Origin of the sequence: Mesorhizobium sp. M0621 (assembly GCF_040320745.1) — a bacterium.
Classification (GTDB): Bacteria; Pseudomonadota; Alphaproteobacteria; order Rhizobiales; family Rhizobiaceae; genus Mesorhizobium.
The window spans coordinates 1-24,477 of sequence record NZ_JAMYQF010000023.1; the positions used below are offsets into that span (position 1 = coordinate 1).

Below are 24,477 nucleotides of genomic sequence, written 5' to 3' on the forward strand. Positions count from 1 at the left end.
TCAGCGCTGCAAACCCGCCGGAAATCGCGCGGGCAACTCAATACTCCCGCCAAGAATATCGAAATCAGCAACGATCAGACTTTTGCAGCAGCCTGCTAAGTCACTCGCTGACGATGCCGACCGGCGCCGTCTCGATCTTGAAGGCGGCCGAGATCAGCGCCCGAGTATAGTCGGTTTGCGGATTTTCAAAAATCTGCTGCGAAGGACCGGCTTCGACGATCCTGCCATTGCGCATGACGATGACGTCGTTGGCGAGCGCGCGGATGACCTTCAAATCGTGGCTGATGAAAAGATAGGCAAGGTCGTGCTTGGCCTGCAGGCTGCGCAACAGGTCGACGACCTGCGCCTGCACGCTCATGTCGAGCGCCGATGTCGGCTCGTCCAGCATGACGAAGCGCGGATTGAGCACCATGGCGCGCGCGATGGCGACACGCTGGCGTTGGCCGCCGGAGAACTCGTGCGGATAGCGGTTGCGGGTCGCCGGATCGAGCCCGACCTCCTTCAGCACGGCCGCCACCTTGTCGTCGCGCTGGTCGGGCGACAGCTTAGGCTCGTGGATCTTCAAGCCTTCCTCGATGATCTCGGCGATCGACATGCGCGGGCTGAGCGAGCCGAACGGATCCTGGAAGACGATCTGCAATTCGCGCCTGAGCGGCCGCATGGCGTTGAAGGTCAGCTGGTTGATGTCGCGGCCGTTGAACTGGATGGTGCCTGTCGACGAGATCATGCGCGCCAGCGCCAGGCCGAGCGTCGTCTTGCCCGAACCGGATTCGCCGACCACGCCCAGCGTCTGGCCGGCGCGCACGGTGACATCGATGCCGTCGACCGCCTTCACATTGTCGACGGTACGGCGGAAAAAGCCCTGCTTGATCGGGAACCAGACCTTAATGTCCTTGCCGGTCATGACAGGCTTGGCCGCGGCATTGGCGGCCGGCGGCTTGCCCTTCGGCTCGGCCGCCAGCAGATGCCTTGTATAGGCATGCTGCGGATTGGCGAAAATCTCCTTGGTCGGCCCGGTTTCGACGATCTTGCCCTTGGTCATCACGCAGACGCGGTCGGCAATCTTGCGCACAATGCCGAGGTCGTGGGTGATGAACAGCATCGACATGCCCTTGCGGCTCTTCAAGCCGGCCAGCAGTTCGAGAATCTGCGCCTGCACGGTGACGTCGAGCGCCGTCGTCGGCTCGTCGGCGATCAGCAATTCGGGTTCATTGGCCAGCGCCATCGCGATCATGACGCGCTGGCGCTGGCCACCGGACAGCTGGTGCGGATAGGCGTCGAGCCGTTTTTGCGGATCGCGGATGCCGACCTCGTTGAGCAAGGCCAGCGTGCGCGCCTTGGCCGGTCGGTCGGCCATGCCCTGATGCACCTTCAGGATCTCGACGATCTGCTGCTCGATCGTGTGCAGCGGATTGAGCGAGGTCATCGGCTCCTGAAAGATCATCGTGACCTTGTTGCCTCGCACCTGCCGCAACTGCTTCTCGCTCATCGCAAGCAGGTCCGCGCCTTGGAACAGGATCTTTCCCGAGGGGTGGCTGGCGCTGGGATAGGGCAACAGCTTCAGCACCGAGAGCGCCGAGACCGATTTGCCGGAGCCGGATTCGCCGACCAGCGCCACTGTCTCGCCCTTGGCGATGTCGAACGAGATGTGGTCGACCGCCGTCGACGGCTGTCCGCCTTGCGCAAAGGCGACGCTGAGGTCCTGGACGCTGAGCAGGGGTGCTTCGCTCATCTGAATGTCTTGCGCGGATCGAAGGCATCGCGCGTCGCCTCGCCGACGAAGACCAGCAGCGACAGCATCAGCGAGATGACGATGAAGCCCGAAATGCCGAGCCACGGCGCATTGAGGTTGCGCTGCGCCTGCTTGAGCAGTTCGCCGAGCGAAGCGGAGCCGGGCGGCAGGCCAAAGCCGAGATAGTCGAGCGAGGTCAGCGTCGAGATCGAGCCTGAGAGCAGGAACGGCATGAAGGTCAAGGTCGCCACCATGGCGTTGGGCAACAGGTGGCGGAACATGATGGTGCGGTTGGGCACGCCGAGCGCGCGGGCCGCGTTGACATATTCGAAATTGCGGGCGCGCAGGAACTCGGCCCGAACCACGCCGACCAGCGCCACCCAGGAGAACAAGAGCATCAGGCCGAGCAGGATGAAGAAGCCCGGCGGCAGGATGGCGGCGACGATGAGCAGGAGATAGAGCACCGGGATCGCCGACCAGATTTCGATGAAACGCTGGAACAAGAGATCCGTCCAGCCGCCGAAATAGCCTTGCACGGCGCCCGCCGCGACGCCGATCAAGGCCGAGCCGGCAGTCAGGATCAGGCCGAACAGCACCGAAATGCGGAAACCGTAGATGACACGCGCCAGCACGTCGCGTGCCTGGTCGTCAGTGCCGAGCCAGTTCCAGTTGCCAACGATGCAGGCAGGGTCGGCCGCACTTTGCGGATACTGATTGCAACGCGTCTTGGCGTCATATTGCCAGGACGGCTTGGCGGGTGCGGCCTCCGGAATGGCGTTGTTGACCGTCTGGTAGGAGTAGCGCACCGGCGGCCAGATCATCCAGCCATTGGCGTTGATCTCGTCCTGGATCACCGGGTCGCGATAGTCGGTGACGGCATAGAAGCCGCCGAATTTTTCCTCGGGGTAGGCGACCAGCACCGGAAACAGGATCTCGCCCTTGTAGGAGGCGATGATCGGCTTGTCGTTGGCGATGAATTCGGAAAACAGCGACAGCACGAACAGGACCAGGAAGATCCACAGCGACCAGTAGCCGCGCCGGTTGGCTTTGAAGTTCTGCAGGCGTCGCTTGTTGAGCGGCGACAGAAACGGCCGGGCGATCCGCTCCGGTGCCGCTTCAGCAGGGACTGTGGCCTCCGACATCAGACGTCTCTCCGCTCGAAATCGATGCGCGGATCGACCCAGGTGTAGAGCAGGTCGGACAGCAGTCCGACAAACAGCCCGAGCAGCGAGAAGATGTAGAGATTGGCGAACACCACGGGATAATCACGCTCGACCACCGACCTGAAGCCGAGCAGGCCGAGGCCATCGAGGGAAAAGATGTTCTCGATCAGCAGCGAGCCAGTGAAGAAGGCCGAGATGAAGGCGCCTGGAAAGCCGGCGATGACGATCAGCATGGCATTGCGGAAGACGTGGCCATAGAGCACCTGCCGTTCGGACAGGCCCTTGGCCCGCGCCGTCACCACATACTGCTTGCGGATTTCCTCGAGGAAGGAGTTCTTGGTCAACAGCGTGGTGGTGGCGAAGGCCGACAGCACCAGCGCCGTCAGCGGCAAGGTCATGTGCCAGAAATAATCGACGATCTTGCCCCACCAGGACAGCTGATCCCAATTATCCGAAGTGAGGCCGCGCAGCGGAAACCAGTCCCAGAAGGACCCGCCGGCAAACAGCACCATCAGCATGATGCCGAACAGGAAGCCCGGAATGGCATAGCCGACAATGACGACGCCACTGGTCCAGACATCGAAGGGAGTGCCGTCCTTGACCGCCTTGCGGATGCCGAGCGGGATCGAGATCAGGTAGGACAAAAGCGTGATCCACAGCCCGATCGAGATCGACACCGGCATTTTTTCCAGGATCAGGTCGAGCACCGAAATGTCGCGGAAATAGCTGTCGCCGAAATCGAACCTGATATAGTTCCACAGCATCATGCCGAAGCGCTCGAGCGGCGGCTTGTCGAAGCCGAACTGCTTCTCCAGCTTCTTGATGAATTCCGGATCGAGGCCCTGCGCGCCGCGATATTTCGAACTGACATCGCCGGCGGCATCGAAGTTCGCGCCGCCGCCTGCGTCGCCACCGCCGCCGCCGAGGCGATCGCTGCCACCCTGATTGGTCAACCTGGCGATCACCTGCTCGACCGGCCCGCCGGGGGCGAACTGGATGACGGCAAAGGATATCGCCATGATGCCGAACAGCGTCGGGATCATCAAAAGGATGCGGCGCAGGATATAAGCGCCCATCAGGCCTTTTGCCCTGCTTGAGCGAACATCTCAGCCTTTGCCAATTTTTGCCGCCTTGCCCTTATCGAACCACCACAGCGTCTCGGCCGGAAAGCCGAAATCGGGCTTCTGTTCGAGAAAGCCGAACATGTCCCAATAGGCGACGCGGTGATTCGCCAGATAGTATGTTGGAATCCAGTCCAGCCGCGCGCGCAAGACCCGGTCGAGCGCTCTGAGCGCGGTGACCAGTTCTGTACGGCTTTTCGCCTTGCCGGCCGCCACGATCAGCGCGTCGATGGCCTTGCTCTCCGTACCGGGATAGTTGCGCTGCCCCGGGATTTTCGCCATCCGGGAATCATAGAGCATCTCCAGTCCGTCGTCGGTTGGCGTCGCCCCGATCGACCAATGCAGCAGGGCCAGATCGAAGTCGTAATCACTGTGCCGCTGTTCATACTGTGCCGAATCGATTTGCCGGATCGATGCGTCGATCCCGATCGCCTTCATATTCTCGGACCAAGGGGTGTAGATGCGAACGATGCCGTCATCCTCCGCCAGCATTTCGACCCGCAGCCGCTCCCCCTTGTCGTTGACGACGAAACTGCCCGCGCGCTTCCAGCCCGCTTGCGCAAGCAATCTCGAAGCCTCGCCCAGCAGCTTGCGGTCATGGCCCGAACCGTCGGAGAGGGGCTGCGTTACCGCTTCACCAAAGACCTCCGGCGGCAATTCGGCCCGAAACGGCTCCAGCAGGGCCAATTCTGCGGGCGAGGGCAGGCCTTCGGCCTTGTAATCCGACCGTTCGAAGTTCGATTGAGAGCGCTCGTAAGAGCCGTAAAACAGCGCCCGCTTCATCCATTCGAAATCGAAGCATCTGGCGATTGCCCGTCGCACCCGCTCATCGCGGAATTGCGGACGACGCTGATTCAGCGCGACAGCCTGCATGTCCGGCGTCTTCTCGCCGGGAAATTCCCGTTTGACGACCTTGCCGTCCTTCAGCGCCGGAAAGTCGTAGCCGGTTGCCCATACACGCGCGGTGGCCTCCTCGCGAAAATGCGTGTCGCCTTTCTTGAAGGCTTCGAATGCCGCTTGCCGATCAAGATAGAAGTCGATGCGGATGCGGTCGAAATTGTAGAGCCCCCAGTTCACTGGGAGGTCACGGCCCCAATAGTCGGCCACGCGGTCATATTCGATAGTCTGTCCGGCCGCCACGCGCCCTATCTTGTAGGGTCCCGATCCAAGCGGTGGCGTCATCGTCGAGGCATCGAAATCATTGGCCGTGTAAAAGGCCTTGGAGACGATCGGCATGGCCACGACCACTAGTATGTTTTGCGCCGACTGTTCGCCATTGAAGGTCAGGTCGAGAGTGGCGGGATCGACCGCGACCGCTTCCGTCATATACCGCAACGCTTGGGAAAGGTTCGGATGGCCTTGCTCTTTGTAAAGCTTCAACGCGAAGGCAACGTCCTCGGCGGTCAGCGGCGAACCGTCGTGGAAACGCGCTTGCGGTCGAAGCACGAAGCGGAAGCCGTTGCGGTCTTGTGACAGGATAACGGACTCGGCGAGCAGGCCATAGACCGCATCAGGCTCATCGAGCGCGCTTGTCATCAGCGAATCGAAACAGAGTTCGGTGCGCGGCGGCGCGTCCCCCTTCAATACCAGCGAATTCAATGTGTTGAAGGTCAGAAAGCTCTGATTGAGGGTCGAATTCGGCGGTGCGAAATTCATCTGGCCGCCCTTTGGGGCATCCGGATTGACGTAGTCGAAATGCGTGAAGTCAGGCTTGTATTTGAGGTCACCGAAGGCCGACAGGCCATGCAGCTTGGTGCCGGTCACAATTTCGGCGAAGGCTTTGCCGGGCAGCAGGGCCGCAGCCGCGGCAGCCGCGCCGAGGGCGAGAAAATCGCGGCGGGGCAGGACCGCCATCAATTGCCGCCCTTGTACTTGGCTGCCAACGCCTTTTCCTTGTCAGGAATGATCCACCAGGAATCGATGTCGGCGCCGACATAGGCGGGCTGCTTATCTGGAAAACCGAACTTGTTCCAGTAGGCCAGCCAGACCGCGGAACGGTAATATTGCGGCACGACGTAGAAGTTCCACAGCAGGATGCGGTCGAGCGCGTGCGTGGCGGCGACGAGGTCGTCGCGATCGGTGGCGAAGATGATGCGGTCGACCAGCGCGTCGACGATAGGATCCTTGATGCCCATCAGATTGCGCGAGCCGGGCGAGTCGGCGGCTTTCGAACTCCAGAAATCGCGTTGCTCGTTTCCGGGCGATTCCGATTGTTGCAGAATCCCGGTGACGACATCGAAATCGAAATTATTGACGCGGTTGATGTACTGCGTCTGGTCGATGATGCGCAAAGTGGCGTCGACACCGATCTTGCGCAAATTGGCGACGTAGGGGCTGGCGATCACTTGGTCGGTGTCGTTCCAGCCGAGGATCTCGAACTTGAACGGTGCCCCGGTCTTTGCATTGACCATTTTGCCGCCTTTGATCACCCAGCCCGCCTTGGCGAAAAGATCGACCGCCTGTTTCAGGTACTTCCGTTCCGCTTGAGGCGAATCGTAGACCGGCAGCTTGAATTCCTGGGTGAAAAGTTCGGGCGGCAGCTTGTCGCGGTATTTTTCCAGAATCTCCAATTCCTTGCCTTGCGGCAACCCACTCGACGCCAGTTCGGTGCCCTGGAAATAGCTTGATGTGCGGGTGTTGAAGCCGAAGAACAGCGTGCGGTTCATGCTCTCGAAATCGAACGGGATGGTCAGCGCCTCACGCACCAGCCTGTCCTGGAACAGCGGCCGCCGCTGGTTGAGGGCGAAGCCTTGCATCGGTTGCGGCGCCTTGGTCTGGAAGTCCTTTTTGACGACGTCGCCGGCTTGGAATGCCGGGAAATTGTAGGCCGTCGCCCATTTGCGGGAGCTGTATTCGCGGTTGATATCCTCCAGCCCGCCCTTGGTGAAGGCGAGCCAGGCAGCGTTGTCATCGAGGATATAGGTGTAGCGTCGCGTATCGAAATTCTCGCGGCCGATCTTCACCGGCAGCTTGGCCGCCCAGTAGTCCGGCACGCGCTGCCAGATGATTTCCGAGCCCGGCTTGAAGCTGGCGATCTTGTAGGCCGCCGACCCGAGCGGAATTTCCAGCGTCGGCTTGGTGACGTCACGCTTCTTCCCGTTGGCATCAGTGCCCTCCCACCAATGCTTTGGCAGCACAGCGAGATCACCGATGATCTTGGGCAGCTCGCGGTTGCCCTTCTGGTTGAAATGGAACTCGACCTCGCGGTCCGAAATCGCCACCGCATCGGTGACGTTGTCGAAATAGCGGCTGTATTGCGGGCTGTTGGCCTTGAGCACCTGGAACGACCAGATCACGTCGTCGACGGTGATCGGCTGGCCATCATGCCATTTGGCGCGCGGGTCGAGCCGATAGGTCGCCGAGGAATAGTCGGCGGGATATTTGTAGGCATCGGCGATCAGCGGATGGCTGGTGCTGCCTTCGTCGGTCGCCTGCTCCATCAGCGTGTCGTAGAGCAGGCCGCCACCGAACCCGACGAGGCCGGCGGCCGGCGATCCCTGCACGATATATGGATTGAAACTGTCGAATGTGCCGGGCACTACCGAATTCAGCGTGCCGCCCTTGGGCGCGTTCGGGTTGACGTAGTCGTAGTGCTGGAAGTTGTCGCCGTATTTGGACTCGCCGATCAGCGATGAGGTGGTGCGCCATTCATCGGCGCGGGCAGCCTGCAATCCCACCGTCAGAAGGACTGCCGCCAGCATCGACTTGAGAAGCGTTCGGCCAACCGTCATGCACTATCCTCTTCGCAATGCCCGTTCATGGACAATCTAGATGATTTGGCGCTCGTGAAAACCGCCATGCGCGGCTTTGTCGCCGCCTATGCGGTTTTCCTAACGAAAAAGCCGGGCTGAACCCGGCTTTTTCAAGGTCGTCGAGATGATATCCGGTTATTGCGCAGGTGCGGGCGCTGCGGGCTTGGCTGGCGCGGCACCATCAGCCGGTTTCGCGGGCGCTGCACCTTCAGCCGGCTTGGCCGGAGCAGCTGCGTCGGCCGGCTTGGCGGGCGCGGTTGCGTCGGCGGCGGCACCTGGCGCCGGCAGCGGCTTGGGATTGTCGGACAGCGTGCGCAGATAGGCGATGACGTTGGCGCGGTCCTCGTCCTTGGGCAGGCCGGCGAAGCCCATGGCGGTGCCCTTCACGAATTTCTTCGGCGAGGTGATGAAGTGGTTGATGTTGTCGTACGTCCACTTCTCGGCGCCGCCCTTGGAAAACTCCTTCATGCCGGCCGAATAGGCAAAGCCTTCATGCTCGGCGACGGGACGGTCGATGAGATCCCACAGATCGGGGCCGACCTTGTTGGGTCCGCCCTTTTCGCCGGAATGGCAGGCCTGGCATTTCTTGAAGACGGCAGCGCCTTGCTCGACATTGGCGGTCGCCAGCAGGTCGGCGATCGGCTTGGCTTCGGCGGCAGGCGCGGCCGGGCCACCTTCGGCGGGCTCCGCAGCCTCGATGGCGAAACCGGGCTTTTCCGGCGCCGGCGAAGCAAACAGCGCGTCGGACACAATGCCGACAGAGAAGACCACGAAAACGGTTCCGAGCAACCCGGCGAGCAGCTTGTTGACTTCGGTGGAATCCATACGCCCCTTGCTCCCTTTTCCGGCGGACCGAACCGTCCACTCCGTCCGTCGGTATCGCGACCCGCCCTGCCAGGGCGGCCAAATCGGGCGGAAACTAGGTCTTTTGCTGCGGCGTTGCAACACCTATAAGGGCGCTTCCAGTGAGACCTTTTGCCACTTTCCTTGTCCTCTTTGAGACGCCTCGCACCGCGCATGTCCACGCTGATCCTGATCCCGGCCCGCATGGCCTCGACCCGCCTGCCGGGCAAGCCGCTGGCCGACATCGCCGGCGCGCCGATGATCGTCCATGTCGCCCGCCGCGCCGCCGAGGCCGGCCTCGGCCGGGTGGTGGTGGCGACCGACACGCAAAGCGTGGCGGAAGCGGTGCGCGCACACGGTTTCGAGGCCGTGATGACACGCATGGACCACGAATCCGGCTCCGACCGCATCCACGAGGCGCTGGTCGCGCTCGATCCTGAGCGCAAGGTCGAAACCATCGTCAATGTGCAGGGCGACCTGCCGACCATCGATCCCGGCATCATCGTCGCCTCGCTCAGGCCGTTCGAGGACGAGGCGGTGGACATCGCTACTCTCGGTGTCGAGATCGTCCGTGACGAGGAGAAGACCAATCCCAACGTCGTCAAGATCGTCGGTTCGCCGCTCTTCGGCACCAGGCTGAGGGCGCTCTATTTCACCCGTGCCACAGCTCCTTGGGGCGAGGGGCCGCTCTATCATCATGTCGGCCTCTATGCCTATCGCCGTGCCGCGCTCGAGCGTTTTGTCGCGCTGAGGCCGTCGCCGCTGGAGCGACGCGAACGGCTGGAGCAGCTACGGGCGCTCGAAGCCGGCATGCGCATCGATGCCGAGATCGTCCAGTCGCTGCCGCTTGGCGTCGACACGCCGGAAGATCTCGAACGCGCCAGAACCATCCTTGCAAACTGAGAAATCCCTTCGAAGCTGAGACCCCTTGAATCGAGAATTGGCCATGCCTGAAAAGACCAACAGAATATCCTTCCAGGGCGAGCCGGGTGCCAATTCCGACACCGCTTCCCGCAACGTCTATCCATCGATGGAGCCGTTGCCGTGCCCGACCTTCGAGGACGCGTTCAACGCGGTCGAGACGGGGAAGGCCGATCTCGCCATGATCCCGATCGAGAACACGATCGCCGGGCGCGTCGCCGATATCCATCATCTCCTACCGGAATCGAAGCTCCACATCGTCGGCGAATATTTCCTGCCGATCCATTTCCAGTTGATGGTGCTGCCGGGCGTCAGGCGTGAAGAGATCAAGACGGTGCACAGCCACATTCACGCGCTTGGCCAGTGCCGCAAATACATCCGCAAGAACGGCTGGAAGGCGATCGTCGCCGGCGACACGGCCGGCGCCGCCAAGATGGTCTCCGAGGTCAAGGACCGCACCATGGCGGCGCTGTCGCCGGCGCTGGCCGCGACGCTCTATGGTCTGGATATCATCGAGCAAAATGTCGAGGACACCGACAGCAACGTCACCCGCTTTGTCGTCCTGACCAAGAACAAGCAATGGGCCGAGCGCCCGTCACCCGACGTCAAGATGATGACGACCTTCATCTTCCGGGTCCGCAACGTGCCGGCCGCGCTCTACAAGGCGATGGGCGGGTTTGCCACCAACGGCATCAACATGACTAAGCTGGAGAGCTACCAGCTGGGAGCTTTCACGGCGACGTTGTTCTACGCCGACATCGAGGGCCATCCCGACGACCCGCTGGTCAAGCTGGCACTGGACGAGCTTCGCTTTTTCTCGCGCGAAGTGCGGATCCTGGGCGTCTATCCGGCCAGCGAGTCGCGTGAGCAGTGGAAGGTCGCTGACTAAATCACCAGCCCAGCGGCACGTAGTCGATTTCCATGAAGGTCTCGACCTCCGGCACCCAGCGGTCGCGTACGAAGGCGACGTGGTCTGGGTGGTCGTTGTACCTGGTGTAGGCAGCCTGGTCGGCGAACTCCATCGAGAAGCCGAAGTGATAGTCGTTCTTGGGGCTGATCTGCCGCAATTGCTCGAAATGCGTGACGCCCCTGATCGCGGTCAGGATTTTCTTGGCGTCGACCAGGAACCTCTTTTCCTCCAGCGAATGCGGCGGATGCCTCAACGTGAAAACGACGGTGTGACGGATCATGTGCTGCTCCTGCAATGTCTTTCAATAGTCGCGGCTATCATTCGCTGTCGACCCACGCGCGGATGAGGTGATGCGCGATGGCGCCTTTCGGTGGCGTGACCAAATTGCCGGGATGCTCCCGGGTCAGCATCAAACGCACCTCGTCGCGGGCAAACCAGCGGCAGTCCTCCAGCTCGTTTAGGTCGGCCTGGATATCGTCGTTGAGCGGCTCGCCGAAGCAGCCGATCATCAGCGAATAGGGAAACGGCCAGGGCTGGCTGGCGTGGTAGACGACACGGCCAAGCCTGATGCCGGCCTCCTCCAGCGTCTCGCGGCGCACCGCCGCTTCGATCGTCTCACCCGGCTCGATGAAGCCGGCAAGGGCGGAGTACATGCCCGGCGCGAAATGCCGGCCGCGCCCGAGCAGGCATTTCTCCCGCGTCGCGGTCAGCATGATCGCCACGGGATCGGTGCGGGGAAAATGCTCGGTGCTGCAATTCGGGCAGTGGCGCTTGTAGCCGCCGGCCCGCATCTGCGATTCGGTACCGCATTTGCTGCAGAAGCGATGGCTTGCGTGCCAGGCAAGCAGGGCCGCCCCTTGCGCCATCGCGCCGGCAGACGCCTCGTCGATCAGCCCTTGCATATAGACGGAGCGATAGTCGATGGCCTTGATGGTTTCTGGAAGCTGTTCTGGATCGACGCCGGCGAGCACGGCCAGCACCGGTCCGTTTTCGGAAAAGCCGAGCAGAACACCCTGTTCGAGGGATGGTTTGAAGGGTTGGCTTTCGGCCACGCCGAACCAGGGATCAAGGCCGCCATCCCCGAGCTTCAGATAGAGCCGGCCGCCATTCATCAACAGCAGTCGCGTAGCCGGGTCGGCGAGCGCCTTGTCGACGGAATCGTCGGCGCGGTTTTCGGACTGCCGGTCGATGGTGTTGCCGGCAAAGCCGACGAACTGGCTCGGCTCGCGCAAAGGCGCGTCAAACAGGCGGAAGCTCATGGAGACTCTGGGTACGTTGCGGGATGGACACGGGGGACGCTTATAGCGCCGCCTTGATCGTTTCGGCAAACCGCCGCAGGTCGGAACGTTGATAGGGCTCACGCAGGCCATGTCCCCACACCGGGCCGGGCCAGCCCGGATCGCCTTCCGAACGCGCAATGATATGGATGTGCAACTGGCGCACGATGTTGCCGAGCGCGCCGGTGTTGATCTTGGTGCAGCCAGTCGCTTTCTTCAGCGCCTGTGCCACCATATTGGTCTCGAAGGTCAGCATTGCCTGGTCGAGCGGCGTCATGTCGTGGATTTCCTCCACGCCCGGCCGCTGTGGCACCAGGAGCAGCCATGGCCAGCGGCGGTCGTTCATCACGCGCAGTTCGCATAGCCCAAGCCACATCAACTGCTCGCTGTCCGCCTCCAGCCGGGAGTCCAGCGTGAATCCGGCCTTCAGGCCCGGCAACATCGGCGTTTCCCTTGCTTTTCTTGTTTTCCTCAAACGCAGGAACGCTAGAGCGGCGGCAAGAGAGCTGCAAGCGAATCATTGCGCCCCTCACGGTTTGGTGCGCCAATCCCATATTCCTACGATTTATTCGGCGCACTTGCATTTCATCGCACAATTGCCGATATGGACAGCGGGAGGTTGGTGGTGGACGATCCACTCGCCAACCGGGTCAGGTCCGGAAGGAAGCAGCCCTAACGAGCCCGGAACGGGTCATTGTTCCAGCCTCCCACCTCATCGGCTCCTCTCGCGACATTGACGACGCATTGCAGCGCGGGCGAGACTATGCGCAGGAATCGGCCGCCTTCGGGCGCGGCCATTTGGAGCTTTACGGGCGAATGAGCGAAGCCGGAAATTCGGGACCAAAAAGCCTGGAGAATGGCAAGGCGGCCGCCTATCGCGTGCTGGCGCGCAAGTACCGTCCTTCGAACTTCTCCGAACTGGTTGGCCAGGAGCCGACGGTGCGCACGCTCACCAATGCCTTTGCCACCGGCCGCATCGCCCAGGCCTGGATGCTGACCGGCGTGCGCGGCGTCGGCAAGACCACGACGGCGCGCATACTCGCGCGGGCCCTGAACTATAAAACCGCTGATGTCGACCAGCCTTCCGTCGACCTTGCCGTGCTCGGCGAACATTGCCAGGCGATCATGGAAGGCCGTCATGTCGATGTCATCGAGATGGACGCCGCCTCGCACACCGGCATCGACGATATCAGGGACATCATCGAACGTGCGCGCTACGCGCCGGTCTCGGCCCGCTACAAGGTCTACATCATCGACGAAGTGCACATGCTGTCGACGCAGGCCTTCAACGGCCTGTTGAAAACGCTGGAAGAGCCGCCGCCGCACGTTAAATTCATCTTCGCCACCACCGAAATCCGCAAGGTTCCGATCACCGTCCTGTCGCGCTGCCAGCGCTTTGACCTGAGGCGCATCGACGCCGGCGCGCTGGTCGCGCATCTTTCCTCGATATCGGCCAAGGAAGGCATTTCGGTCGACGACGACGCGCTGGCGATGATCGCCCGCGCAGCCGAAGGCTCGGCGCGTGATTCGCTCTCCATCCTCGACCAGGCGATTGCCCATGGCGCCGGCTCGGTCAGCGCCGATGCGGTTCGGGCGATGCTGGGTCTCGCCGACCGCGCTCGCATCGTCGACCTGTTCGAACATGTCATGAAGGGCGATGTGGCGGCCGCCCTTGGCGAATTCCGCGCGCAGTACGATACCGGCGCCGATCCGGCGGCCGTGCTGACCGATCTTGCCGAGTTCAACCACCTCGTCACCCGCCTGCGTTTCGTGCCGACGGCCATCGAGGACGCCTCGCTCTCCGAGGACGAGCGGCAGCGGGGCGCGGATTTCGCCAGGACGCTGTCGGTCAGGGTCTTGTCGCGGACATGGCAGATGCTGCTCAAGGGCATTCCCGAGGTCCAGTCCTCCAACCGGCCGGTAAGTGCCGCCGAAATGGTGCTGATCCGGCTGGCGCACGCCGCCGACCTGCCGACGCTGGATGAGGCGTTGAGATCGCTTGAGGGCGCAGCGCCGGTGCAAAATGGCGCGCCGCGCGCGAATGGTGCGCCCGCAAATTCCGGCAATGGCGGTGGCGCCAGCGCGGTGACGCAGACGCGCATGCCTGCCGGGTCGGGCGGCGCACAGACCATGCGGCTGGTCGAAGCCACGCCTGCCCCCGCCACTTTCGTCGCGCCGCCGGAGCCGGTCGTGGAGACGCAATCGGCGCCGCTGAAATCGCTGGCCGACATCATTGCCCTGGCCGACGCGCAGCGCGACATCGCCTTCAAGGTGCAGATCAAGAGCTATATCCGCCTTGTGCGCATCGAACCCGGCCGTATCGACGTCGGCCTGACCAGCGACGCACCCAAGATGCTGCTCAACGACCTGACGACGAAGTTGCGCGCCTGGACCGGCCGCAGCTGGCTGGTCTCGCTGTCGAAGGAAGAGGGTGGCCAGACGCTTGCCGAAATGGAATCGGCCAAGCGCGAGACCGCCTTCCTCGATGCCAAGAGTGACCCGACGGTGGCCGCCATCCTGGCGCGCTTTCCCGGTGCCAAGATCATCGACGTGCGCATTCCAGACGCGCCGGAAGCCGAAACGACTGAGGCCGAAGTGCCGGTCGAGCCGCCGGCTGACGACGACGAAACCTGATCCAGCCACGAATCCGCAAAGGACCGGACCATGAAAGATCTTCTCGGCCTGATGGGCAAGGCGAAGGAAATGCAGGCCAAGTTCCAGGCCATGCAGGACGAGATCGCCACGCTGGAAGCATCCGGCCAGGCCGGCGGCGGCCTGGTCAACGTGACGCTGACCGGAAAATTCGAGATGAAGTCGCTGAAGATCGACCCGTCCCTGTTCAAGGAGGACGATGTCGAAATCCTGGAAGACCTGGTGCTCGCCGCTCACAATGACGCCAAGACCAAGGTTGAGCAGATCATGCAGGAAAAGACCAAGGCGCTGACGGCCGGCCTGCCAATACCGCCGGGAATGAAACTGCCCTTTTAGCATTCGGCGCGCGCCCCCCCGTGATCGACATGACCGAAGAGCCCTCCGAAAGATTGATCGAGCAGCGTATCCGCAACAGGATCTACGAGATCCTGGAAATCCTGGCTGACTGCGACAATGGCGTCGATCTCGTCGGCATCAAAGGTTACTTCAATCTGTTCGAGGATTTCGTCCATCGCTCGTCGATCGAAGCCGGCACGTCGGCGCTTTCGAAGGATGAGCGCGCGATCGTGCTGGAGATCGCCGAATTTCTGGAGGCGGCCAGCGAGACAAATCCGGACTTCACCAAGGCCGAGTTCATCGAAAGCGACTGGCCGGCAAGGATCGCGCCGACGGCCAGGGATGCGCGGGCGCTGTTCCTCCGGCGCGGCCTGTTTTCGGAGAAGATCGAAGAGGCTGAACCTGGCCAGCCGGTGGTGATTGCAGCCGTGCGGTAGCCCGCATAAAGCCATGCAACCGTGCCAATTTGGCAACAGTGCTCCAGTAATAACGTTTTGGCCATCTTTTTGCCCGAAAGTGTCTCATTCTTGCCGCAGCCTGGGGGCGGGCATGGAAGTGAGAGGGTTACCTGTTGATTGCCACGCGATGGAAGACGCCGCTGTTGCTCGGCGCCGTCATTTCACCCCTGTTTTTGGCTGCCTGCAGTCAGACCACTTCACATGGCATGTCTGTCGCCAGCCTGACCGACGCCATCACGCCGAGTTTCCTGAGCTCCCGGGCTTACAGCCATACGCCGAAGGACAAGGAATGCCTGGAGCGGGCGATGTTCTTTGAATCCAACCGCTCAAGCCGCGACGGCATGATCGCCGTCGGCACGGTGGTGATGAACCGGCTCCGCTCCGGCAACCACGGCAGCACCATCTGCGAGGTGGTGGGCGAGCGCGGGCAGTTTGCCCCCGGCGTCATGACAAGGCCGATGAATTCGCGAGCGATGCCCGATGTCGAGGAAGCCGCCGACGCGGTGCTCAAGGGCGAGCGCAAGGCCAAGCTGAAGAACACGATGTATTTCCACACCGCCGGGCTGCGCTTCCCTTACAAGAACATGCACTACACCATGGTTGCCGGTGGCAATGCCTTCTATGAGAAGCGCGGCCGCAACTGGCAGCCGCTGCCGGATGAGCCACAGGTAGCCATTGCCTCGGCGGCGCCCCAGAAGTCAGCCGCACCGGTGATGGTTGCTTCCGCCGAGCCGGTACCTCCGATCAAGCCGGCAACCGTTCGATCCGCTCCTGCCCAACAGACCTATGTGACCGCGGCCGCTGCGCCGCCCGCGAAATCCGCGCGCGTCTCGGTGGAGCCGACGGTGGTGGCGATGCAGGAGCCGATGGAGGAACCGGATGCCGCACGTTTTGGCGGAACCTTGAACACAAGGGTCATCTCCTCGGTTCAAAGCGCGCCGCAAGAGGCGTCGATGGGGTTCCAGTCGACACCTGAGAACACCGACGCCATCGGCGCGATGATCGTCAGCCAGGGCCGGCCGCTCGAAACCAACTGATCCGCTCCATGGTCCGCCCAATGGTCCACCAAGCCAATATGGCGGTTGATGCGGACGTGGGATGTTCCAAGATGTTCCAAAGCGCTCTGAAAAATCCTGGAGCGGTTCACCGTTTCGCGGAAACGGTGAACCGCTCCAGCTTTTCGTTTTGACGCAACTCCCAAGGGAAAGCTCTACGCGCTTTTCCCGGGAAAACCGCTTCGCACTTTTCCTGGAATTGCTCTAGATCAGAGCGATGTCCAAGCGAATCGCCGGTCCCGAGATCGAACGCCTGATCCAGCTCCTGGCCAAGGTACCGGGGCTGGGTCCTCGTTCGGCCAGGCGCGCCGCCCTTCATCTGATCAAGAAGAAGGAGCAGCTGCTGTCGCCGCTCGCCGCCGCCATGGCCGAAGCGGCAGACAAGGTGCGCATCTGCTCGACCTGCGGCAATGTCGATACATCCGATCCTTGCATGATCTGCACCGATCCGCGCCGCGAGGCCGGCACCATCATCGTCGTTGAGGACGTCTCCGACCTGTGGGCGCTGGAGCGGGCGGCGGCGATGAATGTGCGCTATCACGTGCTCGGCGGGACACTGTCCCCACTCGACGGCATCGGCCCCGACCAGCTCAACATCCGCTCGCTGGTCGACCGCGTCGCCGGTGGCGAGATCAAGGAGATCATCCTCGCGGTCAACGCGACGGTGGAGGGCCAGACCACCGCGCATTACCTCACCGACCAGCTCTCCGGCTTCGACATCAAGGTGACACGGCTGGCACATGGCGTGCCGGTCGGCGGCGAACTCGACTATCTCGACGAGGGCACGCTGGCCGCGGCGCTGCGCTCGCGGACGGCGTTTTGACAAAGTTACGGGAGAGGGTGCGGATCATGATTGTTGCGCGTCCTTTCAGGCTGGTGCCAAGCACCCCTCTCTGTCCTGCCGAACTGTCCGGCAGGACAGAGGGGGGTGTGAAGGAACGCAAACCTCTCAGATTGGCTCTGTTTTCCTTTTTTGCAGTTCTTCTCGCGGTCTTTCTTTCCACCCCCGCCTCCGCCGCAAAGATCGACGACCAGTTCCGCGCCTGGCTGCAGAACGACCTCTGGCCGCAAGCCAAGGCGAAAAGCATTTCCAAAAAAACCTTCGATGCCGCCTTCGACGGCATCAAGCCCAATCTGAAGCTGCCCGACTTGGTCAAGCCGGGCGAGAAGGCGACCACGCCGCAGAAACAGCACCAGGCCGAATTCGGCTCGCCCGGCGCCTATTTCGCCGAGAAGACGGTTCGTGCGGTGACGGCAGGCGGACGCGCGCGTGAAGCCACCAATGCCGGGACACTTGCAGCGATCGAGAAGCGCTACGGCGTGCCGGGCGAAGTGCTGTTGGCGATCTGGGGCCGCGAGACCGGCTACGGCGCGGCGAAGATGCCTTACGACGCCTTCGAGGTGCTGGGCACCAAGGCGTTCATGTCGACCAAGAAGGATTTCTTCCGCACCGAGCTCCTGGCGGCACTCGAAATCGTCGAGCGCGGGCTGGCTCCGGTCGGCGCGATGAAATCGTCCTGGGCCGGGGCGCTTGGCCAGCCGCAATTCATGCCGACCTCGTTCCTGAAACATGCCGTCGATTTCGACGGCGATGGCCGTGTCGACATCTGGAACTCGACGCCGGACGTGCTGGCCTCGATCGCCAACTATCTCGTCCACTATGGCTGGGTGAAGGGCCGCGGCTGGGGTTTCGAGGTGACCGTGCCGGAGACGGTTTCCTGCGCGCTGGAAGGCCCGGACCAGGGCAAGAAGATCTCCGAGTGGGCGGCAATGGGCATCAAGCGCGTTGGCGGCAAACCGTTTCCGGCCAGCGAAATGAAGGCCGAAGGCTTCCTGCTGATGCCGGCCGGGCGCAGCGGCCCGGCCTTCATCGCCACCCCCAATTTCTACGTGCTGAAGGAATACAACACCAGCGACCTCTACGCGCTGTTCATCGGCCATGGTGCTGATCGCATTGCCCATGGCGATCAGAATTTTGCCGGCAGCTGGGGCGCGGTGGGCGGGCTTCACCGTTCGGACATCGCCGCCCTGCAGCGGGCGTTGGAAGCCAAGGGCTATGATGTCGGCAGCGCCGACGGGCTGCCCGGCTTCAAGACCCGCCGTTCGATCGGCAAGTGGCAAGCCAAGAGTGGCCAGGCCGCAACCTGCTTTCCCGACGCCGGCCTGGTAGCCGCGCTGAAATAGCTCCGAAATTAACAGATTTTTCTCGATCGGCAGCCTCGATTGGCTGGCCTGGCTGTCGACAGGCCGCCGGCCTTTCTGGCCCAATGAGTCGTCGTATAAATGCTCGTTGCCCGCCATGAGGCTGCCGGATATGGTGTTGACCAACTGGACAAAAACCGCAACGGTAAGAGCTCAGAGGGTCGTCTCCAGGCCCGAAAAGAATTCCGCAACCCTGAGCCGGGAACTCAGGTCAACAAACAACAAAACAGGGAACAATCACGATGATGATGGAAAAGTTTGCTCTACGCTCCCGCATCTTGCTCGCGGGTGCGGCCATGTCCGCGCTGCTTCTGGCCGGCGCGCCAGCCGGTGCGGTCACGCCCGCCGACACGCTGGTCGAAGGTTTCGCGATCGACGACATCATCTCCATGGATCCGGGCGAGGCATTCGAGCTGTCGACCGCCGAGGTCACCGGCAACACTTATGATCTGCTGGTCCGTCTCGACCTCAACGACACCTCCAAGGTCAAGGGCGATCTCGCCGAGAGCTGGGCCGTCTCCGACGACGGTCTGGTCTACACCTTCAAACTCAAGCCCGGTCTCAAATTCGCCTCCGGCAATCCGATCACCGCAGCCGACGTCGCCTATTCGTTCGAGCGTGCCGTCAAGCTCGACAAGAGCCCGGCCTTCATCATCGGCCAGTTCGGTATCAGCGGCGACAACGTCACTGAAAAGGCCAAGGCGGTCGACGACGGCACCTTCCAGTTCACCGTCGACAAGGCCTATGCGCCAAGCTTCGTGCTGAACTGCCTGTCGGCAACGGTCGCCTCGGTCGTCGATGCCAAGCTGGTTAAGGAACATGTCGTCACCGCGGCACCCACCGCCGACTACAAATGGGACAATGATTTCGGCAATGCCTGGCTGAAGACCGGCTATGCCGGCTCCGGCGTCTTCAAGTTGCGCGAATGGCGGGCCAACGAGGCCGTCGTCCTCGAGCGCAACGACAATTACTACGGCGAAAAGGCCAAGCTGGCCCGCGTCATTTATCGCAACATGAAGGAAAGCTCGGCCCAGCGCCTGGCGCTCGAAGCCGGAGACATCGACGTCGCCCGTAATCTCGAGCCGAACGATCTCGACGCTATCGCCAAGAACGCCGACCTGACCACCACCAGCGCGCCCAAGGGGACGGTCTATTACATCAGCCTCAACCAGAAGAACCCGAATCTCGCCAAGCCGGAGGTTCGCCAGGCGTTCAAGTATCTGGTCGACTATGATGCCTTGAGCTCGACCATTCTCAAGGGCATCGGTGAGATCCACCAGACCTTCCTACCCAAAGGCGTGCTCGGCGAACTCGACGAGAATCCGTTCAAGCTAGATGTCGCGAAAGCCAAGGAATTGCTGGCCAAGGCCGGCCTGGCCGACGGTTTCAGCGTAACCATGGACGTTCGCACCGGCCAGCCGACGACGGGCATGGCGGAATCGATCCAGCAGACGCTTGGCCAGGCCGGTATCAAGCTGGAGATCATTCCCGGCGACGGCAAGCAGACGCTGACCAAATACCGCGCCCGCAATCATGACATCTATATCGGCAACTGGGGCCAGGACTATTTCGATCCGAACTCCAACGCCCAGACCTTCGCCTCGAACCCGGACAATTCGGATGCCGGCAAATCCCATACGCTTGCCTGGCGCAACTCCTGGGACATTCCGGACCTGACCAAACAGACGGAAGCGGCGCTGCTCGAGAAAGATGCGGGCAAGCGCGCCGATATGTACAAGGATCTCGAGAAGAAGATCCTCGACACCAGCCCCTTCGTCATCATTCACCAGCAGCTGGAAGTGGCCGGCCTGCGCAAGAACCTCAAGAGCTTTGCGCTCGGGCCGAGCTTCGACACCAACTTCGTCGGGCCGGTCTCGAAAGAATAACGCCGCGGGCGCCGCATGAGCGCGGTTGAAAACGAGAGCGGGCGCGGCAGCGCCCGCGCCGTCGCCATTGCATCATCACTCGGCCGCTTCCTGGTCATCGCGATCACGACCTATCTTGGTCTGCTCGCGGTGACCTTCTTCATCGGCCGTGTCATCCCGATCGACCCGGTGCTGGCGGTGCTGGGCGACCGGGCGCCGGCCAATGTCGTCGAGCGCACGCGCCGTGAGATGGGCCTCGACTTGCCGTTGATCGAGCAGTTCTATATCTGTGTGAAAAATGCCCTGAACGGCAATTTCGGCGTCTCAGTGCTGACCACGAACCCCGTCATGACCGACATTCGCCGAGCGCTTCCGGCGACCACGGAGCTGGCGACGCTGGGAACGTTGATCGGTGCGCTGTTCGGCGTGCCGCTTGGTGTGCTGGCGGCGGTCAGGCGCGGCAGTCTCATCGATCAGATCGTGCGCGTCATCGGCCTGATCGGCTATTCCGTGCCGATCTTCTGGCTCGGGCTGCTGGCATTGGTGCTGTTTTACGCCAAGCTGCAATGGGTCGCTTTTCCGGCCCGACTCGACGTCGTCTACGAATACACCTTCACGCCGATCACCGGTTTCTACCTTTTTGATTCTCTGTGGCAGGGCCAGTGGGATGTCTTCCACGATGCCTTCCGCCACATCATCCTGCCGGCCTCGCTGCTCGGCTATTTCTCGCTCGCCTATATCAGCCGCATGACACGCTCGTTCATGCTCAACGAGCTGTCGCAGGAATACATCGTCGCGGCACGCGCCAAAGGCCTGTCGGAAACCCGCATCATCTGGGGGCATGCGCTGCGCAACGCCGCGGTGCCGATGGTGACGGTGATCGCGCTCTCCTATGCCGGGCTGCTCGAAGGTTCGGTGCTGACCGAGACTGTCTTTTCGTGGCCGGGCATCGGCCTCTACATCACCAATTCGCTGCAGAACGCCGACATGAATGCCGTGCTCGGCGGCACCATCGTTATCGGCTCGGTGTTCATCGCATCAACCTTCTGTCCGACCTGCTCTACCGGGTGCTCGATCCGAGGACGAAGGTAAGATGAGCAGAGGTATCCTACTTTCGGGCCCAGTTGCGGCCAATCACCCCCACTCCGGCCCTTCGGGCCAACTCTCCCCCTGCCCGGAGGAGAGGAAAAGCCGGTCGCACGCCTGGCGCCATTCCTCTCCCCCGTCGAACGGGGGAGAGGTGGTCTGCGAAGCAGACCGGAGTGGGGGTCGGCACCTCCAAGAGGCATCGTCATGACCGCCTCCGACGCCCGCCCTCTCTCTCGTCGCGACTGGCTGCTCAGCGAGCGGCCGGCCTCGCGCATGCAGGCAAGACTCGGCCGCGCCTACGTGGCGTGGCGCCGCTTTTCCGCCAACCGGCTAGCGTTTCTCGGCTTGCTCATCATCATCGCCTTGCTGGTCGTTGCCGCCTTTGCCGGCGTGCTGGCGCCGTATTCGCCGACGTTCGGCGACCTGAAGAACGCACGTCTGCTGGCGCCGAGCGCCGAGCACTGGTTTGGCACCGACGATCTCGGCCGCGATATCCTTTCGCGCATTCTCTACGGCTCGCGCTGGACGCTCTACGTGGTCATCCTGGTTGCCATCATCGCCGCACCCATCGGTCTGCTGGTCGGCACGGTGGCCGGCTATGCCGGCGGCTGGACCGATGCTGTACTGATGCGCATCACCGACATCTTCCTCGCCTTCCCCAAGCTGATCCTGGCGCTGGCCTTTGTCGCGGCCCTTGGCCCTGGCATCGAGAACGCGGTGCTGGCCATCGCGATCACTTCATGGCCGCCTTACGCCCGTATTGCGCGCGCCGAAACACTGACCGTGCGCAATTCCGATTACATCAAGGCGGTGCAGCTGATGGGCGCCTCGCCCTTCCGCATCGTGCTGCGCCACATCATGCCGCTCTGCATCTCCTCGCTGATCATCAGGGTGACGCTCGACATGGCCGGCATCATCCTGACCGCCGCCGGCCTCGGTTTCCTCGGCCTTGGCGCGCAGCCGCCGCTACCGGAATGGGGCACGATGATCGCTTCGGGGCGTCGCTTCGTACTAGATCAATGGTGGGTAGCCGGCGCGCCGGGCTTCGCCATCCTCATCGTCAGCCTCGGCTTCAACCTGCTTGGCGACGGCCTGCGCGACGCGCTCGATCCCCGCAGTGGTGACCAATGAGCACGCTTCTCGATGTCGACGATCTGCGCGTCACCTTCCCGACCCGCACCGGGCTCATCGAGGCGGTGCGCGGCGTCTCCTTTTCGCTCGGCCGCGAACGGCTCGGCATCGTCGGCGAGTCCGGCTCGGGCAAATCGCAGACCGGCCGCGCCATCATGGGCCTGACGCCGCCGCAGGCCCGGATATCGGCCAACAAGCTGGCTTTCGACGGCATCGACCTGCTCAACGTCTCGCCACGCGAACGCCGGAAGCTGCGCGGAAAACGCATCGCCATGATCCTGCAGGATCCGAAATATTCGCTAGATCCAGTGATGAGCATCGGCCGCCAGATCGTCGAGACGCTGCGCACCCATGAAAAGGTCGGCAAAGCCGAGGCGCGCGATCGCGCACTGGCAATGCTGGAGGCGGTGCAGATCCGCGACCCGGCCCGCGTCTTCGACCTGCATCCGCATGAAGTGTCCGGCGGCATGGGCCAGCGCGCCATGATCGCCATGATGCTGATCGCCGGGCCGGAAATGATGATCGCCGACGAGCCGACCTCAGCGCTCGACGTCACCGTGCAGCTCGACGTGCTCGGCATTCTCGACAGGCTGGTCGGCGAGCGCGGCATGGGGCTGATCTTCATCTCGCACGATTTGCGCCTGGTCTCATCCTTCTGCGACCGCGTCATTGTCATGTATGCCGGCAAGGTGGTCGAGCAGCTTAAGGCCTCGGAACTCGGCCGCGCCCAGCATCCCTACACGCGCGGCCTGCTCAACTGCATGCCCAAGATAGGTGCCGACCGTCACCCGCTGCCGGTGCTCGACCGCAAGCCGGAGTGGGCGGCATGACGTCAGCGATTGCCGTTGATAGGCTGGAAGTGATCTTCGACCGTTTTCGCGCGCTGAAAGGTGTCAGCCTCGACGTGCAGCCGGGCGAATCCTTCGGCCTGGTCGGCGAATCCGGTTCCGGCAAATCGACGCTGCTGCGGGCCATCGCCGGTCTGGCGCCGGTCGCTTCGGGCAGCATCGCCGTCAACGGCAAGACGCTCGGCGCGCGCCGCGACAAGGCCTTCTACCGCGAGGTGCAGATGGTCTTCCAGGACCCGTATGGCTCGCTGCACCCGCGCCAGACCGTCGACCGCCTGCTGCAGGAGCCGCTTGCCATCCATGGCTTTGCCGACGGCGAAAAGCGCATCCAGCGGGCGCTCGACGAGGTTGGCCTGGGAAACGGCTTTCGCTTCCGCTATTCGCATCAATTGTCGGGCGGCCAGCGCCAGCGTGTGGCGATTGCCCGTGCCCTGATCCTCGAACCCTCGATCCTGCTGCTTGACGAACCGACCTCGGCGCTCGACGCCTCGGTGCAGGCGGAAGTGCTCAACCTCTTGGAAGAGGTTCGCCGGCGGCGCAAACTGACCTTCCTGATGGTCAGCCACGACCTCGCCATCATCACCCACATGTGCGAACGGCTGATGGTGATGCAAAGCGGCGAGGCGGTGGAGAATCTGGCGGCCAACGATCTTGTCGAGCGCCGCGTCTCGAAGGACTATACGCGCAACCTGCTGAGAGCGAGCGACGGGTTTGTGAGAACCGCCTGAATTCGTTCTTCCTGTGTACAGAACAACCGTCTTGGGGACTACCATGGAGGAATGGAGGTTTGCTGACCCACCCAATGTCGCGGTGTTATCGGACAAGAGCATATTTAAACGTGGCGACTGGATCGCATACGTTGTGCATGAAGATGACGACGACGACAGCTACAACGATGACGGTGGCAGTTGGCAATTCCACAACAGCGAACCCGGACCTGTGGATGACAGCGATATAATGCTCGTCGGCCTGCAAGCGGTGGTTCAACTGGATGAAAGCATCCTGGCATTGGCCGATTTGCCAAAAGGCTGGTATGCTTGGCGAAGTTCCAAATCGTCGCGGTGGCAGCGCGCCAAATCACTCCCTGTACCCTCCAACGATAACGAGTGATCCAGCAGGGTT

General features: G+C 62.4%; 22 protein-coding genes, 1 other RNA gene and 1 pseudogene. 15 read left to right on the forward strand and 9 right to left on the reverse strand.

Translation table 11 applies throughout. The features are described 5' to 3' along the window. Nucleotides 1–100 precede the first annotated feature (100 nt). From NKI38_RS17450 to NKI38_RS17475, 6 genes are all read right to left on the reverse strand, one after another. Nucleotides 101–1,732, reverse strand: a complete 1,632-nt coding sequence (locus NKI38_RS17450) for an ABC transporter ATP-binding protein (protein WP_352659478.1) — start codon at nt 1,730–1,732, stop codon at nt 101–103. Further along, complete coding sequence (locus NKI38_RS17455; RefSeq protein WP_352659479.1) at nt 1,729–2,874, reverse strand: ABC transporter permease; 1,146 nt, start codon at nt 2,872–2,874, stop codon at nt 1,729–1,731. Before NKI38_RS17455 ends, NKI38_RS17450 begins: the two co-directional genes overlap by 4 nt. Continuing rightward, nucleotides 2,874–3,971 carry a microcin C ABC transporter permease YejB gene (locus NKI38_RS17460; RefSeq protein ID WP_352659480.1) on the reverse strand — a complete coding sequence of 366 codons (1,098 nt, stop codon included), beginning with the start codon at nt 3,969–3,971 and terminating at the stop codon, nt 2,874–2,876. The genes NKI38_RS17455 and NKI38_RS17460 overlap by 1 nt, the downstream gene beginning before the upstream one ends. Nucleotides 3,972–4,001: 30 nt before the next feature. Continuing rightward, complete coding sequence (locus NKI38_RS17465; protein ID WP_352659481.1) at nt 4,002–5,870, reverse strand: extracellular solute-binding protein; 1,869 nt, start codon at nt 5,868–5,870, stop codon at nt 4,002–4,004. Next, nucleotides 5,870–7,747 carry an extracellular solute-binding protein gene (locus NKI38_RS17470; protein WP_352659482.1) on the reverse strand — a complete coding sequence of 626 codons (1,878 nt, stop codon included), beginning with the start codon at nt 7,745–7,747 and terminating at the stop codon, nt 5,870–5,872. The genes NKI38_RS17465 and NKI38_RS17470 overlap by 1 nt, the downstream gene beginning before the upstream one ends. 156 nt (nt 7,748–7,903) lie before the next feature. Beyond that, entirely contained in the window at nt 7,904–8,593 is a 690-nt protein-coding gene (locus NKI38_RS17475) for a c-type cytochrome (protein WP_352659483.1), read from the reverse strand. Between the two features lie 192 nt (nt 8,594–8,785). Here NKI38_RS17475 and NKI38_RS17480 point away from each other — a divergent pair, with 192 nt between their 5' ends. Together NKI38_RS17480 and NKI38_RS17485 are read left to right on the forward strand one after the other, a co-directional pair. Beyond that, nucleotides 8,786–9,514 (forward strand): 3-deoxy-manno-octulosonate cytidylyltransferase, encoded by a 729-nt coding sequence (locus tag NKI38_RS17480; protein WP_352659484.1) that lies wholly within the window; start codon nt 8,786–8,788, stop codon nt 9,512–9,514. 43 nt (nt 9,515–9,557) lie between these two features. Then, nucleotides 9,558–10,421 (forward strand): prephenate dehydratase, encoded by an 864-nt coding sequence (locus tag NKI38_RS17485; protein ID WP_352629819.1) that lies wholly within the window; start codon nt 9,558–9,560, stop codon nt 10,419–10,421. A 1-nt stretch (nt 10,422) separates the two neighbouring features. Here the strand turns inward: NKI38_RS17485 and NKI38_RS17490 are convergent, their stop codons facing one another. Genes NKI38_RS17490 through NKI38_RS17500 form a run of 3 tightly spaced genes read right to left on the reverse strand, consistent with a single transcriptional unit; the run spans nt 10,423 to nt 12,161 of the window. Continuing rightward, nucleotides 10,423–10,722, reverse strand: coding sequence for a Dabb family protein (locus NKI38_RS17490; protein WP_352659485.1), 300 nt, complete (start codon nt 10,720–10,722; stop codon nt 10,423–10,425). A 37-nt stretch (nt 10,723–10,759) separates the two neighbouring features. After that, on the reverse strand, nt 10,760–11,701 hold the full coding sequence (gene nudC / locus NKI38_RS17495; RefSeq protein ID WP_352659486.1) for an NAD(+) diphosphatase: 942 nt from the start codon (nt 11,699–11,701) through the stop codon (nt 10,760–10,762). 40 nt (nt 11,702–11,741) lie between these two features. Continuing rightward, nucleotides 11,742–12,161: an HIT family protein gene (locus tag NKI38_RS17500; RefSeq protein ID WP_352659487.1), complete on the reverse strand. Its 420-nt coding sequence runs from the start codon at nt 12,159–12,161 to the stop codon at nt 11,742–11,744. 172 nt (nt 12,162–12,333) lie between these two features. On the opposite strand from NKI38_RS17500, the gene ffs reads away from it, so the two are divergent. The 13 genes and pseudogenes from ffs to NKI38_RS17565 all read left to right on the forward strand — a co-directional run bounded on the left by ffs (nt 12,334) and on the right by NKI38_RS17565 (nt 24,465). Then, nucleotides 12,334–12,430: signal recognition particle sRNA small type (gene ffs / locus NKI38_RS17505), an RNA gene on the forward strand. Nucleotides 12,431–12,535: 105 nt separating this feature from the next. After that, the gene (locus NKI38_RS17510) at nt 12,536–14,353 is read left to right on the forward strand and encodes a DNA polymerase III subunit gamma/tau (protein ID WP_352659488.1); all 1,818 of its coding nucleotides are present in this window, start codon (nt 12,536–12,538) and stop codon (nt 14,351–14,353) included. 30 nt (nt 14,354–14,383) lie between these two features. After that, nucleotides 14,384–14,707, forward strand: coding sequence for a YbaB/EbfC family nucleoid-associated protein (locus tag NKI38_RS17515; protein WP_013527931.1), 324 nt, complete (start codon nt 14,384–14,386; stop codon nt 14,705–14,707). 29 nt (nt 14,708–14,736) lie between these two features. After that, the gene (locus NKI38_RS17520; protein WP_352659489.1) at nt 14,737–15,144 is read left to right on the forward strand and encodes a hypothetical protein; all 408 of its coding nucleotides are present in this window, start codon (nt 14,737–14,739) and stop codon (nt 15,142–15,144) included. A 134-nt stretch (nt 15,145–15,278) separates the two neighbouring features. Further along, nucleotides 15,279–16,202 carry a cell wall hydrolase gene (locus NKI38_RS17525; RefSeq protein ID WP_352659490.1) on the forward strand — a complete coding sequence of 308 codons (924 nt, stop codon included), beginning with the start codon at nt 15,279–15,281 and terminating at the stop codon, nt 16,200–16,202. Between the two features lie 235 nt (nt 16,203–16,437). After that, nucleotides 16,438–17,043 carry a recombination mediator RecR gene (recR, locus tag NKI38_RS17530; protein WP_352659491.1) on the forward strand — a complete coding sequence of 202 codons (606 nt, stop codon included), beginning with the start codon at nt 16,438–16,440 and terminating at the stop codon, nt 17,041–17,043. 26 nt (nt 17,044–17,069) lie between these two features. After that, nucleotides 17,070–18,404, forward strand: coding sequence for a lytic murein transglycosylase (locus NKI38_RS17535; RefSeq protein WP_352659492.1), 1,335 nt, complete (start codon nt 17,070–17,072; stop codon nt 18,402–18,404). Nucleotides 18,405–18,664: 260 nt separating this feature from the next. After that, entirely contained in the window at nt 18,665–20,308 is a 1,644-nt protein-coding gene (locus NKI38_RS17540) for an ABC transporter substrate-binding protein (RefSeq protein WP_352659493.1), read from the forward strand. A gap of 15 nt (nt 20,309–20,323) precedes the next feature. Continuing rightward, nucleotides 20,324–21,384: pseudogene (locus NKI38_RS17545) on the forward strand (ABC transporter permease). Nucleotides 21,385–21,580: 196 nt separating this feature from the next. After that, nucleotides 21,581–22,507, forward strand: coding sequence for a nickel transporter permease (gene nikC / locus NKI38_RS17550; RefSeq protein WP_352659494.1), 927 nt, complete (start codon nt 21,581–21,583; stop codon nt 22,505–22,507). Further along, entirely contained in the window at nt 22,504–23,337 is an 834-nt protein-coding gene (locus NKI38_RS17555) for an ABC transporter ATP-binding protein (RefSeq protein ID WP_352659495.1), read from the forward strand. Before nikC ends, NKI38_RS17555 begins: the two co-directional genes overlap by 4 nt. After that, complete coding sequence (locus NKI38_RS17560; protein WP_352659496.1) at nt 23,334–24,083, forward strand: ABC transporter ATP-binding protein; 750 nt, start codon at nt 23,334–23,336, stop codon at nt 24,081–24,083. The genes NKI38_RS17555 and NKI38_RS17560 overlap by 4 nt, the downstream gene beginning before the upstream one ends. Nucleotides 24,084–24,126: 43 nt before the next feature. Then, nucleotides 24,127–24,465, forward strand: coding sequence for a hypothetical protein (locus tag NKI38_RS17565; RefSeq protein WP_352659497.1), 339 nt, complete (start codon nt 24,127–24,129; stop codon nt 24,463–24,465). Nucleotides 24,466–24,477 lie beyond the last annotated feature (12 nt).